The organism is Pseudomonas sp. MWU16-30322 (assembly GCF_020515535.1).
GTDB classification, from domain to species: domain Bacteria; phylum Pseudomonadota; class Gammaproteobacteria; order Pseudomonadales; family Pseudomonadaceae; genus Aquipseudomonas; species Aquipseudomonas fluorescens_H.
This window is the reverse complement of the sequence record NZ_JAIWYL010000004.1, coordinates 232,225-245,881: the sequence shown is the minus strand read 5'-3', so window position 1 is coordinate 245,881 and position 13,657 is coordinate 232,225. Positions and strand designations below refer to the sequence as shown.

General features: G+C 58.5%; 11 protein-coding genes. 4 read left to right on the top strand and 7 right to left on the bottom strand.

The features are described 5' to 3' along the window. Nucleotides 1-46 precede the first annotated feature (46 nt). Entirely contained in the window at nt 47-1,072 is a 1,026-nt protein-coding gene (locus LCH64_RS09715) for a hypothetical protein (RefSeq protein ID WP_226500089.1), read from the top strand. Between the two features lie 50 nt (nt 1,073-1,122). Here LCH64_RS09715 and LCH64_RS09710 read toward each other — a convergent pair whose 3' ends face one another. After that, complete coding sequence (locus LCH64_RS09710) at nt 1,123-2,097, bottom strand: tetratricopeptide repeat protein (RefSeq protein WP_226500088.1); 975 nt, start codon at nt 2,095-2,097, stop codon at nt 1,123-1,125. A 469-nt stretch (nt 2,098-2,566) separates the two neighbouring features. Between LCH64_RS09710 and LCH64_RS09705 the strand changes: the two genes are divergently transcribed. Next, nucleotides 2,567-3,373 (top strand): glycosyltransferase, encoded by an 807-nt coding sequence (locus LCH64_RS09705; protein WP_103483572.1) that lies wholly within the window; start codon nt 2,567-2,569, stop codon nt 3,371-3,373. Nucleotides 3,374-3,702: 329 nt separating this feature from the next. On the opposite strand, the gene LCH64_RS09700 is transcribed toward LCH64_RS09705, so the two are convergent. The 6 genes from LCH64_RS09700 to LCH64_RS09675 form a co-directional block, all read right to left on the bottom strand. Continuing rightward, nucleotides 3,703-4,287, bottom strand: a complete 585-nt coding sequence (locus LCH64_RS09700; protein WP_226500087.1) for a hypothetical protein — start codon at nt 4,285-4,287, stop codon at nt 3,703-3,705. Between the two features lie 116 nt (nt 4,288-4,403). After that, complete coding sequence (locus LCH64_RS09695) at nt 4,404-4,649, bottom strand: hypothetical protein (RefSeq protein ID WP_226500086.1); 246 nt, start codon at nt 4,647-4,649, stop codon at nt 4,404-4,406. 149 nt (nt 4,650-4,798) lie between these two features. After that, nucleotides 4,799-5,869: a lipocalin-like domain-containing protein gene (locus LCH64_RS09690; RefSeq protein ID WP_226500085.1), complete on the bottom strand. Its 1,071-nt coding sequence runs from the start codon at nt 5,867-5,869 to the stop codon at nt 4,799-4,801. Next, the gene (locus LCH64_RS09685; protein ID WP_226500084.1) at nt 5,859-8,330 is read right to left on the bottom strand and encodes an ABC transporter permease; all 2,472 of its coding nucleotides are present in this window, start codon (nt 8,328-8,330) and stop codon (nt 5,859-5,861) included. Before LCH64_RS09685 ends, LCH64_RS09690 begins: the two co-directional genes overlap by 11 nt. Continuing rightward, nucleotides 8,327-8,980 carry an ABC transporter ATP-binding protein gene (locus tag LCH64_RS09680; RefSeq protein ID WP_226500083.1) on the bottom strand — a complete coding sequence of 218 codons (654 nt, stop codon included), beginning with the start codon at nt 8,978-8,980 and terminating at the stop codon, nt 8,327-8,329. The genes LCH64_RS09685 and LCH64_RS09680 overlap by 4 nt, the downstream gene beginning before the upstream one ends. A 195-nt stretch (nt 8,981-9,175) precedes the next feature. Then, the gene (locus LCH64_RS09675; protein WP_226500082.1) at nt 9,176-10,873 is read right to left on the bottom strand and encodes a sulfatase-like hydrolase/transferase; all 1,698 of its coding nucleotides are present in this window, start codon (nt 10,871-10,873) and stop codon (nt 9,176-9,178) included. A gap of 389 nt (nt 10,874-11,262) precedes the next feature. Between LCH64_RS09675 and LCH64_RS09670 the strand changes: the two genes are divergently transcribed. Continuing rightward, nucleotides 11,263-12,615, top strand: a complete 1,353-nt coding sequence (locus LCH64_RS09670) for a UDP-glucose/GDP-mannose dehydrogenase family protein (protein ID WP_003226282.1) — start codon at nt 11,263-11,265, stop codon at nt 12,613-12,615. Next, complete coding sequence (locus LCH64_RS09665) at nt 12,612-13,649, top strand: NAD-dependent epimerase (protein WP_003226284.1); 1,038 nt, start codon at nt 12,612-12,614, stop codon at nt 13,647-13,649. The genes LCH64_RS09670 and LCH64_RS09665 overlap by 4 nt, the downstream gene beginning before the upstream one ends. The last annotated feature ends 8 nt before the right edge of the window (nt 13,650-13,657 follow it).

Here is a 13,657-nt window from a genome sequence, read left to right as displayed (position 1 = left end):
CACCGCCATTACAGCAATCGGATCACACACTCAAAGGACTGTCCCCTTGAAATACTTGACTCGCCCTCTAACCCTTCTTCTCGCCCTAACCTTCTCACTCAGCGCCACCGCATTATCCCTTCGCTCCGAACAACGCCCAGACGGAACGACGGCCCTGCTACTCACCAATGACCCCGCCCCGGACAGAGCGCCAAAGCTCAACAAGGATCCAGCCATTCGTTCGGCGCTAGTTGATTTTTTTGGCTACCAAACGGGTAGCTACACCAACGACAAAACAATGATCGTGCAACAAGTTCTGGAAGCGCTCGATTCGGAAATGTCGATGTTTGAACAGGGTGTGCCTGCCGGCAGAAAAATGATCACCGCCATGGATGATGGCAACAACGGGTTCGACCGTGGGGCTTTGTTACTGGATGACAAGGGTCAACTGATCGCTGTCGGCTTGGTGAATGGTCATTGCACGGTGAAGTCTCGTGACGAGGCTTTGACCTGTAATGATGCGCCGGACACGGTGCTGACGATCTTCCAGCCGCAAGGCGCGAAAAAAGCTGACGCAGAACCCTTGATTGGCTGGAGCAAGCAGTTGCCGCCGCTGTTGGCCATGTGGGCGGAGAGCGATAATCCAGAGCGACGGGCGGCGGCGCAGAAAATTGCGACCATTGAATACGCTGCCACTAATCCGAATCAGGGTTCCTGGACGGCGGCTCAGTTGCCCTCCGATTTCCCTAAAGCAATGCTGGCGATGCTGCCGCAACGGGCGCATCTGATCGGTGCGGGTGCTCACGGCGTATTCACCACGCCGGGGATGGAGGGTTCTCCGATTGAGGGTGATTGGGACAAGATTGCCGGACGTCCTCAACATGAGTTTGAGGTCATTCTTCGCACCTTTACCGAATATGCAGATGTCATCGATTTCTATCAGCAGCATGCGAAGGACGCCGAAATCAGCGGTAACCAACGAAAAGCGCTGGTCGAGGGATACGTCGGTGGTGGTACTTACAAAATCGAAATAAGTAATAGGGAAGACGAGGGAACGGTCATCACGCTCTCGGCGTGGAATCAAGAAGTCTGATTCATTCAGTCAGAAAGAGGCGACTTCAATCGCCTCTTTCTGGTTGTATCTCAGAGCTTTTCCAATTCTTCCTTTGCTCCAGGCGCATAGCGACCCACTGCCTTGAGCATCCAGAACTCTGCTTTGGATCGGCTCTTGGGCAGTCCGCCCCGCCCTTGTGCATACATCTTGCCTAATGCCAACTGAGCGTTGCCAAAGTCTGCGTCCGCTGACTGACGGTAAAGTTTCGCAGCTTCGCGCTCGTTGCGTTCAGTTCCACGCCCCTGCTCCAGCATCTGTGCCAATTCATATTGCGAGTACTTGTTACCTTGCAAAGCCGATTTGCGATACCACGCGACAGCGAGCTTTTCATCCTTTTCCACACCGCGCCCGGTGGCCAGCATTTCAGCAAAATTATTTTGACCAGAAGCGTCGCCTGCCTCAGCAGCCTTACGAAACCAATTTGCTGCGGTTACATCGCTCTGTGGAACTCCGTCACCCTCTTCGTAGATGTGAGCCAGTAACATATAGGCCATGACATAACCGCCCTCGGCCGACTGGTTGTAGTACGCCAACGCTTTGTCCATATCCTTGAGATTTTTGATTGATCGGCCGCCGCGATGGTAGATCTGCGCCAGACTGAACTGTGCTTTGGCGTTACCCTGCTCCGCCGCTTTCAGATCCCAATAAACACCTGCATCTTCACCCTCAACACTTCGATCCCAACTTAGTTCCTCAGCAAGTCCGACTTGCGCCTCGGCATTTCCTTGCTCTGCTGCCTTGCGAAACCACTCTTCCGGCATGCCAGGCGACCACTGCTCTACCACCCCGCAAAGGTTCTCCTGAATGGCTTTGCCAAACTGCGTCTGCGCTTCGAGATCACCTGCAACCGCTTGCTCATGCAGATGTTCCGAATTCTCTGCGCACTTCCCTGCCTTCATCCCGTCGTAGAGCTCACGTGGTTCTTGTGCCCATGTATTACATGCGATGAACATAGAAAAGAGGGCAGTACCCACTGCACCGATAGTTTTGAAACTGTTGCTCATTTGATACTTCCTTGTGGCTTAAAAAATCCAGGCAAAAAAATGGCAGTAATCACCATGTCGCTTCAAACGCTTGATCAGCAACCTCATACCAACCACCACCCGATTCCGAACTCGCCCCTCGTCCGGGAATGGATCGAAGCCACGGTTGGAATGTTCAACAACTACCAGCGCTAAGTGGATTGTCATCGGATCAGATTGCTCAGTTCGCAGATTCCGCTGCCGATACCGCGTCGTGCGTCACCGGGAGCGATGATGACGCCATTGATATGGTGGCGAAGCCAAAGCGCCGCCTATTCGTTAAAGACGCGCAGTTTAACGTGTGGACCGGATTACGTGCGCGAGATGCCGTGTCTCGACACACTTCGAATTGCTTGCTGAACGCCGAATTAAGCTTCAACTAAGCTTGCGTCGCTAGCATCCCGGCCCGAGAGACACCTGTCGCCGATCAACCGCGGATGAGCTTCCCGAAATGAACCAGTTTGATTTACCAGCCGTTACGCAGCCGAATTTCAGTCTTGTATTGGTAAATTACAAAACCCCGGACATCACCCGGATGTGCCTGGAGTTGTTGCGTCAGCACGTTCAGGCGCAGCGCATTCCGGTTTGGGTGGTGGACAATGATTCGGCGGATGCCAGTCTGGATTATTTGCGTTCGCTGGACTGGATCAACCTGATCGAACGTCCCTCCCCCGGCAAAGAAGCGGGACATATTGCGCATGGCAAGGCGCTGGATCTGGCGCTGGAAAAAGTTGAAACCGACTATCTGTTTCTGCTGCACACCGACACCTTTGTCTACGACAAGGAAGTCTTTGCAATGATGCTGCGTGAGTGCACGAAGACTGCGGGTATCGCCGCAGTCGGGTGTGTCGAGCAAATCAATCGTGGGATTGTGAGAGACACCTGGCGGTTAACTTCGCGATTTTGCAAACACTATATTCGCCGGGCGAAAACTGCGTTGGGTTTGCGCAGTAAAGAGCCGAAACCTTATCGGGAAACTCACTTGAAGAGTTTCTGCACTTTGTGGAACGCCAAGTTGATGAAGTCTCGCGGACTGCACTTTTGCATGGATGACCGGGTGCCCGGTTATACCCTGCAGGATCGAATGACAGCGTTGGGCTACGGCATCAAGCTGTTGGCGCCGCGCAAGATTTTCCGCTATCTGGATCACATCCAGGCAGGAACCGTCGCAGCCGCTGGAACCTACGGCAAAAACCACCGCCGCACCAAGATGTATGAAGCCACCCTCAAACGCTTTGAGGGGCAGGCATCGGCATAATCGCGAACACAAAAAAGGGCGACTTGAAAGTCGCCCTTTTTTTATCTGAAATTGTATACATCCGCTCCGAAGAGGTGTTCGCCCAGTGTAATGGCCTGGCAATCCATGCACCGGTAAAGAGCCCTGACACTGGGCGAACGGGAAGGATTTTAATAGAAGTTGGCGGATATGTCGTCATACATAAAGGTAAATTTTATGTACGAAAAAGTTAATAGATATTTATCGACGAAATCCTTTCGCGAAACTTTCAAAGCACGGCTCAACTCCTTTCAGATGATTGCTCTCATACAATAATCTGTACAAGAACAACCATCTTGTAGAGTTAATACTCAGCTTTCATGCTGACTGGTCACTTTTAATACATCGGTATAAGTGACAACTACGCTCTGCCCGACTTTCAGATCTTTCAGCTTGGCTTGAATTTCAGGCTTTTTAACGTCGAGAGTTTTCGACTGTCCCGCCGGGTTTTCCAGGGTCACCTGATTTTGCTTCAAATCAATTTTGGTGATTTTCAATTGCACCTGAATCTGCCGGTAGGCTTCGCCGCCCGGGTTTTCAGTGCCGGGAGCGTTGCGCAGTTCGCCGCTACGCTCGACCGTGCCAGGCAGACCTTTATCCACCTCAGTATCGAGGTAGGCCGCTACGGAACGCTGCACTTCGACTTTGACCAGGTCACCGACCTTGAGGTTGGCGAGGTTTTCCGCCTTGTCGCTGAGCTGAACATGGACTTGACGACCTTCGGCGCCTTCCAGCACGACCTGGTGGTTGGCCGCATCGACGGCCAGCACTTTGGTCGTGACTTGATCGGCCTCGACAGTGGCAGACAGCGGAATATCGGCCGCCATTGCGCCGAAGCTGGTGGCGGACAGAACGGTTGCGAGGGTGATGGCCTTGGCCAGAGCGTGGAGCTTCATAAGCGGTACTTTCCCTGTAATGAATGGCAGCACCCGGCGCCGACAAGTGGTTGACGGCGGATGTGCCACTGAGCATAGACGCTGTTCAGGGCTTGGCTGTTGTTTGTGACGGTTCGTCAGGCTTCGGGGTCATCCAGTTCATTGGCGACGTTCACGGCTGGCGAATTCTTATGCAGGTCATCGGCCTTGGCGCGCAGGATCTGCCACTGCTCCAGATCGATCGCGCCCTTGGCGAGCAGGTCGTCGGCGATGTGTTGCAGGTCGAGGTAGTGAGCGTCGGGGGATTGCTGCCAGTAGGTCTGATCGTCGAACAGGCGCTGCCACGTGGTGAGGTCGGGGGGGGGGGGCAGGTCGTCGCTCATGGGGGGAGTCCTCGGCGGGGCTTCGAAATGGGCCGGGATTGATCGGTAGAGGATGGTAGACGGGGCGGAGTTCCGGGCAATTGCTCTGTGGGTGACTGTACCGGGGGCTTCGCGAGCAAGCCCGCTCCCACAGGGGTTTTGTACGAAATTCAGTACCCGGTCATCTCCAGATAGCCGCGCCCGCCATGACTGCCGTTGATCCGCACCGGCCCTTCCCAGTAAGGGATGCGCAGGTTCATCCAGGCATTGGGATTGAGTGCGTCGAGGCTGATGTCGAGGTGTTTGTCGGGAATGCTGATCGACCAGCGCACCGGCATCTGGCGTCCGGCGACTTTGGCGGTGTCCTGGGCGGTCAGTTTGATCTGCTCGCCGTGCAGGGTTTCGGTCTGCCCGTCGGCGCTGATCCAGGTGCCGGTCAGATACGGCGCGCCATCGGTTTGCCGGGTGCGAAACAGCATCAGCGATTCACCGCTGTCCAGGTGCAGGGAAAACCAGTCCCAGCCGGTCTGATTGGCTGCCAGCGGCTGACTGCTCCACTCCCGATCCAGCCACGCCGGGCCGCTGACGGTGTAGGTCTGGCCGTCGATTTGCAGGGTGCCGCTGGCCTGAAAAAACGGCTGACTGTAGTAGTACGAGGCCTGGCCCTGTTCGGATTTGCGGCTGAAACCGTTGTCACCTTGCAACACCAGCGGACGACTGGAGGTGAGGTGCAGTTGATAGCTGAAATCTTTATCTCGGGCACTGAGTTGCAGATCCGTCAGCGGATCCTGCACCTGACTGGCGAAGCGCCAATCATCGATCCACGCCTCGAACGGCGCGACGTTCACCCCGGCCTGCCCCACTCCGCCTCGAGCATAGCGCTCGGCGGCATGATGCGCGGTGGCTGAAGTCACTGCGGCGTGCCCGAGCCAGATCGTCTGGTTGGCCCAGCCCGATTGTTGCGCCACCGGTTTCAAGGCGCTGCGAAACAGCGTCCATTGCACGCCGAAATCGTGGCCCTGCTGATCCTTGAGATTGGCGGTGACGTACCACCATTCGATGCGAAAACCATCGTGCGCGCCGTGATCCGCCGGGAAGCTGAATACCCGCCCCGGCACCACCGGTGTGAACTGCGCAGCCTGATCGCCGAGCCCGGCAAAACCCTTCTGCTCAGGCGCAGGCTGATCGCAACCGCCCAATAGCAACAGCGCGAACAGCAGCGCAACCAGGTTAATCCTCATGGGCAAACGTCCTCAACAGATCCGCCGGTTGCGTGCGGTACAACGAATACAGCGGCCACGCCGAGGCCAATAGCGTCGCCAGCAACGCCAGCCCGAGCAACTGCAGCAGTTGCAGCGGAAAGATCCGCAACGGCAAGCGCCAGCCGAACGCCTGCACGTTGATCACCGCATCCAGACACCACGCCAACGCGATCCCCAACGGCAACGCCAGCACCAGCGTCAGCACCGCCAGCAGCCAGGTCTGGCCGAGGTTAAGCAGCATCAACTGACGGCGCGTCACACCCAGCGCCCACAGCGGCGCCAGTTGCCCGAGGCGGCTCTGGCTCTGGGTCAGCAGGCTGATGAACAGTGCCACACCCGCCACCGCCAGGGTCAGGCTATTCAGTGCGGCGGTGGCGGCGAAAGTGCGCTCGAATACTTGCACCGACCAACCCTTGAGCCGCGCCTGATCGACGATGCGGCTGTCATCGAGTTGAAAGCGCGTTTGCAGTGCGCGCAAAAACAGCGGGATGTCGGGCGGCGCGATGCGCAAGTTGAAACGGTTCGGCGTCAGTGACGGCCATAGCCGCAGCAAATGATTGTTGTTGACCAGCAGATGGCCCTTGGGATTGCCGTAGTCGGCGTAGATCCCGACGATTCGCGGTGACCACGCACCGCCCGGCGTCGGCAAACTCAGATGATCCCCTGCGCGAACCTTCAGGCGTCGCGCCAGTTGTTCGCTGAGCATCACCGCGTCATCAGTTGCCAGATGCGCCCACGGATCACCGGCAATCGCCTCGAGCAACGGCCAGTGTTGGCGATAATAGGGATGATCGATCACCCCGAAGACATCCGCCGGCCACCCCTGCAGGGTCACCGCCACTTGCCAGTTGGGCAGCACCGCGCTGACGCTCGGCTGTTGTTTGAGCCAGGCGTACATTTCGCGGGACTGCGCCGGATTGACCGGGTTGAGGTACAGCTCGGCACTGAGACGTTGTTCGAGCCAGTCGTCGAAGGTCTGGCGAAAACCGGTGGTCATGCTGCCAGCACCGATGTTCGCCGACAGCGCCAGCAGCAACGCCATCAGCGCCAGACTGAGTGCCGGCAGTTGCTGGCGGCAGTCGGCGAGAAACCACTGGCCGAGTACCGAGCGACTGCGCCCGAGCAAGGGATTGAGCACCGCGCTGAGCACCACCGGCAACGCCAGCGCGGCGCCGAGCAGCAACCCGGCCATCAACACAAACCCGCTACCGAGGCTTTCACCGAACAGCAATGCCAACAGCGCGATCAGGCCCAGCAGCGCCGCCAGCCAACCCTGACGTCGCAACCAGCGCGCATGTTGCAGATGCCAGGCCTGCGGATCCGCCACCGCCAACAGCGGCAGTCGTGCCGCACGCAACAGACTGTTGGCGCCGGCCAGCAACGCGCCGAACAGGCTCAAACCGATACCGCTGAACCACCACCACGGACTCAGGCGCAACTGCCCCGCCACTTCTGCGCCGTACAGACCGCGCAGACTGGCGGCGACATCCGGCAGCAACGCGCTCGCCAGCCAGTAACCGCTGATGACCCCGAACACCCCGCCAACCAGCGCCAGCACACCGAGTTCGACGATCAGACAGCCGATCAACATCCGCGCACTGACCCCGCAGGCGCGCAACGTGCGCAGCAGACCACGACGCTGTTCCAGCGCCAGACCGATGGCCGCGTGCACGATAAACAGCCCGACCAGAAACGAGAGAAAGCCCAAGGCATCGAGGTTGAGGTGAAAGCTCTCGGTCAGGCGCGAAAGATTGTTTTCCTCGGCGCTGCTTTTAAGCTGCAACCGACCATTGAACGCCGGCGGTAGCTCAGCATGAAAATCCTTCGGCAGTAACAGCCGTGACAGTTGTCCGGGCTGTTCGAGCAGGGTTTGCGCGACACCGATGTCCACCAGCAACACGCCCGGTGCCATGTCCTTTTGTGCGCACAGCGGTGGCAGGGTCTGACCGTTGGCGGTTTGCGGCGTGGCGCCTTCGCTGAGGTTCAAGGCCTGCAACGTTTCCGGGGAAATCCACGTGCTGCCCGGCGGTGAGAAGAACTCGACGATGCGCTCGATCGGCATCGCCTGCCCGGCCACCGCAGCGTCCGTCGGCAGCGACACCGGTTCGATGCCCATCAATTGCAGCCGCTGGTCCTGGTGATCCTTGAGCATCAGCCGGCCTTGCAGCAGCGGCGAGACTGGCCAGCCCGCGCGGCGTAGATCAATGAACCACTGCTGGGTAAACGTCGCCCCACTGGGCGCAACAAGACTGGCCTGCGGTTCGCCTCCAATCATCTGACTGGCTCGGGCGTAACTGTCGCGGGCTTGACTGTTCAGCGCTTCGACCCCGGTCAACAGACTTGTAGCCAGCCACAACCCGGTCAGCACACTGAAAAACTGCACCGGGTGCCGCCGCCAATGACTGAGCAGCGCGCGCAGGGTTTGCCAGAAAACGTTCACGTCAGATGGCCGCTGGACAACACCACGCGCCGCGCCAGGCGTGCCGCCACGCGCGGGCTGTGCGTGACCATCAGCAGGGTGGTCGGCGTGTCATCAAGCAGCTCCAGCAACAGACGCAGCACTTCATCACTGGTGGCTTCGTCGAGGCTGCCGGTGGGTTCGTCGGCGAGCAACAATTTTGGCCGTGACGCCAAGGCCCGGGCCAGCGCAACCCGCTGCTGCTGGCCGCCCGACAACTGCTCGGGATAACGCGTGAGCAAATCGCCCAGGCCCAGACGCTGCACCAGATGCGCCTGCCAGCGCGGCTCATGCCGTCCGGCCAGACGCGCCTGAAACGCCAGATTGTCCTCGACCCGCAGACTGCCGATCAGGTTGAACTGCTGGAACACCAGACCAATTTCAGTGCGGCGCCAGTCGGCCAGTTGCGCTTCGTTCATCTGCTCCAGCCGATGCTCGCCGCTGTGAATGCTGCCGCGATCAACCTTGTCGAGGCCGGCGATCAGGTGCAGCAAGGTGCTTTTGCCGCTGCCGGATTCGCCCATCAGCGCCAGACTGCTGCCGGGTTCGAGCGTCAGGTCGACGCCTTGCAGCACCGGGAGCGGGCCTTGGGGGGTGAGGTAACTTTTGAACACGCCTTGAACCTGAAGCATGCCGCCATCCGTTGGGTCAGTGTGGGGCAAGGATAGCGGATTGCGGCCTCAGCAGATCAGCGTTGAAACCAATGGCCCCATCGCTTGCAGGCAAGCTCCTACAGGGGTTGAGGTTGTCCACAAATACCGGGTTCACCCTGAAACACTGTGGGAGCTGGCTTGCCAGCGATGAGGCCAGTGAAACCGGCACAAATCTCACTCCCCGGTTGCCACACTGGTCGCAGCCTCCCCCGGCGTGACAATCGTCTTCAGATCAATGTGCTTCCACTCAGGCTTGGCCCCCAACCGCGCATTGAAGCGATAGTTGAAGGTGAAATCGTCCGCCGTCGGCAGCGTCAGCGGTTTGCCATACACCGCTTCGATACCCGCCAGGTCGTAACCCATCAACTGCAACAGCGTCGGGAAGATGTTGTAGTGGCTGGAGCGATTCTTGTTCTGCGCCAATGCCTGCGCCCAGTCCGGGCCGTGCACCTGATCGCCCTGAATCACCACCAGCGGCACCAGCCCTTCTTCCTCGACCGGATCGCCGCCGCAGTGAGTGTTGAGCCCGGGATTGCCGCGCTCATGCAGGTCCTGGCCGTGATCGGAGGTGTAGATCAGCAGCGCATTGTGCAAATTGGCCTGGGCAAAGACCCGGGCGAAAAACTCGCCGACGTTCCACAGCACGGTGTTCTTGTAGGCGTTGCGGTACAGCACCCAGTCATCCGGCTGGCCGTTGAAACCGTCGCGTTTAGCGGTGTCGGCCACTTCGGTGAACTGCCCACGCGGCAAGGTCGGACGATACGCCATGAAGGCGTCGGGGTATTTGTCGTGCACCGGGAAATGCGCGCCGACCTTGTTGATCACCACCAACTCCGGCTGATCATCGTTGAGCAGTTCGATCAGTTTCGCGGCGGCGGCCATGTCGCGATCACGCACGCTGGTCTGGTCAAACTGGACGAATTCGTCGATGTCCTTTTTTTCGGTGTCGGTCATCAGGTTCTGCAAATTGCCGCCGGTGCGCTGGGCGTCGATGTACACCGTGCGCAACCCGGCTTTTTTCGCGTACTGCCAGATCGACGGCAGCGTGCTGTTGATCCGCGTGTAATCGGCGCGAGTGCCGCCGTAGCGCAGGGTGACGTTGGTATCGGCGCTGCAATTGGCAATGGACGCGGCGTAGCCGTAGTTGAAGATGTCGACGCCGGGGTGCGCCTGCTTGAGGTTGCTGTGCACCCCGAACGGCGCGTTGATGTCCAGGTAATTGCCGGAAATGCTTTCGTCGATGATCAGCACGATGTCGTGATTGATCGCCACGGTGTTGCGCGCCAACTTCACCGGCTCACGCGGGCCGACTGTGTTGTGCAGCGCTTCATAGGCGAACAGGTTCAGATAGGCCAGGGGCGTGTACATGATCGGCAAACCGCGCGCGCCCTCGCCCGCCCGCAGGAACAACACGACGCTCAACAGCAATACGCCACACAACGGCGCCACCACGCGTAATCCGTTGGGTACCGCCAGCGAGTGCCGCGGCTTGAGACCGATACCGAACAGCAACAGCAGCCCGCTGAGCGCGCCATGAATGATCGCGTCGCGATACTGGTAGGCGGCTTCCTGGATGAAGCCGCCAGAGTACACCAGCGACACAAAGCTGCTGTAGCTCAGGTAATCCGCGGTGACCCGGGTATAGACATCAAAAAACACCGCTGAGACAAACAGTGTTATTGCGAACAAGTGGCGAATGAGAGCCTGACGAATATAAGCCGTTAGATATAACGCTAAAGTAAGCGCCAAAAACATCGCGCCAAAAAGAAGTACAGCAAAACCGACACCGATAGCATTTAACCGCTCAATGTAATATTCGGAATAAAGCAGCAAATAAACAATCAAAAGTAATTCTTTGGCATATCTGAACATGGCGATACCGCTCGTGCAAAACGGCAGAGAGTCAAAGGTTTGTCGGTCAGAACCTGACACTAGCACCCAGCCATCAAAGCGCAAGAATTGACTGTTTTCTTTAGAAAGCGTCAAAAAACCGGTGACTCAAATCTGACACACGCAAAACGCTAGAAGCCTTTAAATTAAAGACTTACAACCGTTTATCGCTTATTTTAAATCTGAACAAATCTGCAGAAAAACAACAAATCCAATCGCAGCAATGACTTGATGGCCAATCGCCAAAAAGCGCTCAAGTGTTATACAGGTGCAACATGTCATTTTGCTGACACGCTTTCCAAACCCTGCGCTATACCCCTTTTACAGTCTTCTTCCGAACTTCTTCTTTTCGCTCTATCGAGGGTGCGCAGATGGACGTGAGCGTATTTGGCACCGGCTACGTCGGATTAATTCAAGCCGCCGCACTTGCAGATGTAGGGCATCGGGTTTTATGCGTTGATATTGACCCCAACAAGATTAAACAACTGCAACAAGCCGTGCCGCCTATTAGTGAGCCGGGGTTATCCGCTGCGCTGGAAGAAAACATCAAGGCCGGGCGTCTGCTGTTCAGTACCCAGGCCAGCGACGCGGTAGAACATGCCGAACTGATTTTCATCGCCGTGGGCACGCCGGCCGATGAGGACGGTTCCGCCGACCTCAGCCATGTGCTGAACGTGGCCCGGCAGATCGCCTCGCACATGGAGGCTGATCGCACCCTGATCATCAAGTCCACGGTGCCGGTCGGCACGGCGGACCAGGTTGCCGCCAAGGCCAACGAAGAGCTGCAACGTCGTGGCCGCAGCAGCCTGAAGGTACGGGTGGTGTCCAACCCCGAATTCCTCAAGGAAGGCAGCGCCCTCGCCGATTGCATGCGTCCGGACCGGATCATCGTCGGCACCCGCGATGACGCAGCCCGCGAGCAGATGAGCGAGCTGTACGCGCCGTTCTGCCGCAACCACGAAAAACTGATGTTCATGGACAACCGCAGCGCCGAGCTGACCAAGTACGCGGCCAATGCAATGCTCGCCACGCGTATCAGCTTCATGAACGAACTGGCCAACCTCACCGAACTGCTGGGCGCCGACATCGAAGCGGTGCGCAAAGGCATCGGCTCCGACCCGCGCATCGGCTACCACTTCATCTACCCCGGTTGCGGCTTCGGCGGTTCGTGCTTCCCCAAGGATCTGCGTGCCCTGCTGCACACCGCCGAACACAACGGCATGCCGCTGAAACTGCTGCGCAGCGTCACCGACGTTAATGACAGTCAGCGGCACATTCTGTTCAGCAAACTCAAGGCGCAGTTTCCGCAGGGTCTGGCCGGCAAGTCGATCGCGATCTGGGGCCTGGCGTTCAAACCCAATACCGATGACATGCGCGAAGCGCCCAGCCGCTACTTGATGGACGCGTTGTGGGCCGAAGGCGCCAGCGTGCAGGCCTATGATCCGGAAGCCATGTCCGAATGCCGGCGCCTCTACGGCTATCGCAACGACCTGCATCTGTGCGCCACTCGCGACGACACCCTGGAAGATGCCGATGCGCTGGTGATCTGCACCGAATGGAAAAATTTTCGCGTGGTGGATTTCGAGCTGCTGGCGAGCAAGCTGCGTTCGAAGGTGATCGTCGACGGTCGCAATCTCTACAACCCGGAACACGTAGCGGCGGCCGGCCTGCATTACAGCGGTATCGGCCTGCGCCACATTACGCCGGAAGGATTGCGCCCATGAAAATCCTGGTCACCGGCGCAGCCGGCTTCATTGGCGCCCATTGCGTGTTGCGGCTGATGCGCGACGGGCATGCGGTGGTCGGCCTGGATAACTTCAACGGCTACTACGACCCGCAGCTGAAACACGATCGGGTGCAATGGATACGTAATCAGGTCGGGCATTTCCCGATCGCGCGGATTGATCTGGCCGATGCCGCGGCGATTGAAGCGCTGTTTGTCCGCGAGCAACCGCAAGTGGTGATCCACCTCGCGGCGCAGGCCGGCGTACGCTACTCGCTGGAAAACCCAAAGGCCTACCTCGACAGCAACCTCAGCGGTTTCCTGAATATTCTCGAAGGCTGCCGGCACCATCCGGTGGAGCACCTGATCTATGCCTCGTCGAGCTCGGTCTACGGCGCCAACCAGCACACGCCTTATTCGGTGCATGACGGTGTGAATCACCCACTGTCGCTGTACGCCGCGACCAAAAAAGCCAACGAGCTGATGGCTCACAGCTACAGCCATCTGTTCGGCATCCCGAGCACCGGGCTGCGCTTTTTCACCGTGTACGGGCCATGGGGTCGGCCAGACATGTCGCCGATTCAGTTCGCCCGGGCGATCACCGATGGCACCCCGCTGAAACTGTTCAACTACGGCGAGCACCAGCGCGATTTCACCTACATCGACGACATCGTCGAAAGCATCGCCCGGCTCACCGACCATCCGCCGCACAACCACCCGGAGTGGGATCGCGAACATCCCGACGCCGGCAGCAGCATGGCCCCGTGGTGCCTGTTCAACATCGGCGGCCACCACCCGGTGGAACTGAAAACCTACCTGGCGTTGATGGAAAAACACCTCGGCCAGAAAGCCATTGTCGAGCTCTTGCCCCTGCAACCGGGCGATGTGCTCAACACCTGTGCCGAAACCGATGATCTGGCCCAGGCCACCGGGTTCCAGCCCCGGATCGAGCTGGATGAAGGCCTGGGGCGTTTCATCGCCTGGTTTCGCGACTACTACCCCACTGCCTGTCGCCCACGCGCCGCTCGCGGCTGAACTTCAGC

What these genes read in the sequence shown, in the direction of transcription:
- LCH64_RS09665 (WP_003226284.1), top strand. Translation starts at nt 12,612, where the DNA reads ATGAAAATCCTGGTCACCGGCGCAGCCGGCTTCATTGGCGCCCATTGC.
- LCH64_RS09670 (WP_003226282.1), top strand. Translation starts at nt 11,263, where the DNA reads ATGGACGTGAGCGTATTTGGCACCGGCTACGTCGGATTAATTCAAGCC.
- LCH64_RS09705 (WP_103483572.1), top strand. Translation starts at nt 2,567, where the DNA reads ATGAACCAGTTTGATTTACCAGCCGTTACGCAGCCGAATTTCAGTCTT.
- LCH64_RS09690 (WP_226500085.1), bottom strand. Translation starts at nt 5,869, where the DNA reads ATGAGGATTAACCTGGTTGCGCTGCTGTTCGCGCTGTTGCTATTGGGC.
- LCH64_RS09695 (WP_226500086.1), bottom strand. Translation starts at nt 4,649, where the DNA reads ATGAGCGACGACCTGCCCCCCCCCCCCGACCTCACCACGTGGCAGCGC.
- LCH64_RS09710 (WP_226500088.1), bottom strand. Translation starts at nt 2,097, where the DNA reads ATGAGCAACAGTTTCAAAACTATCGGTGCAGTGGGTACTGCCCTCTTT.
- LCH64_RS09675 (WP_226500082.1), bottom strand. Translation starts at nt 10,873, where the DNA reads ATGTTCAGATATGCCAAAGAATTACTTTTGATTGTTTATTTGCTGCTT.
- LCH64_RS09700 (WP_226500087.1), bottom strand. Translation starts at nt 4,287, where the DNA reads ATGAAGCTCCACGCTCTGGCCAAGGCCATCACCCTCGCAACCGTTCTG.
- LCH64_RS09680 (WP_226500083.1), bottom strand. Translation starts at nt 8,980, where the DNA reads ATGCTTCAGGTTCAAGGCGTGTTCAAAAGTTACCTCACCCCCCAAGGC.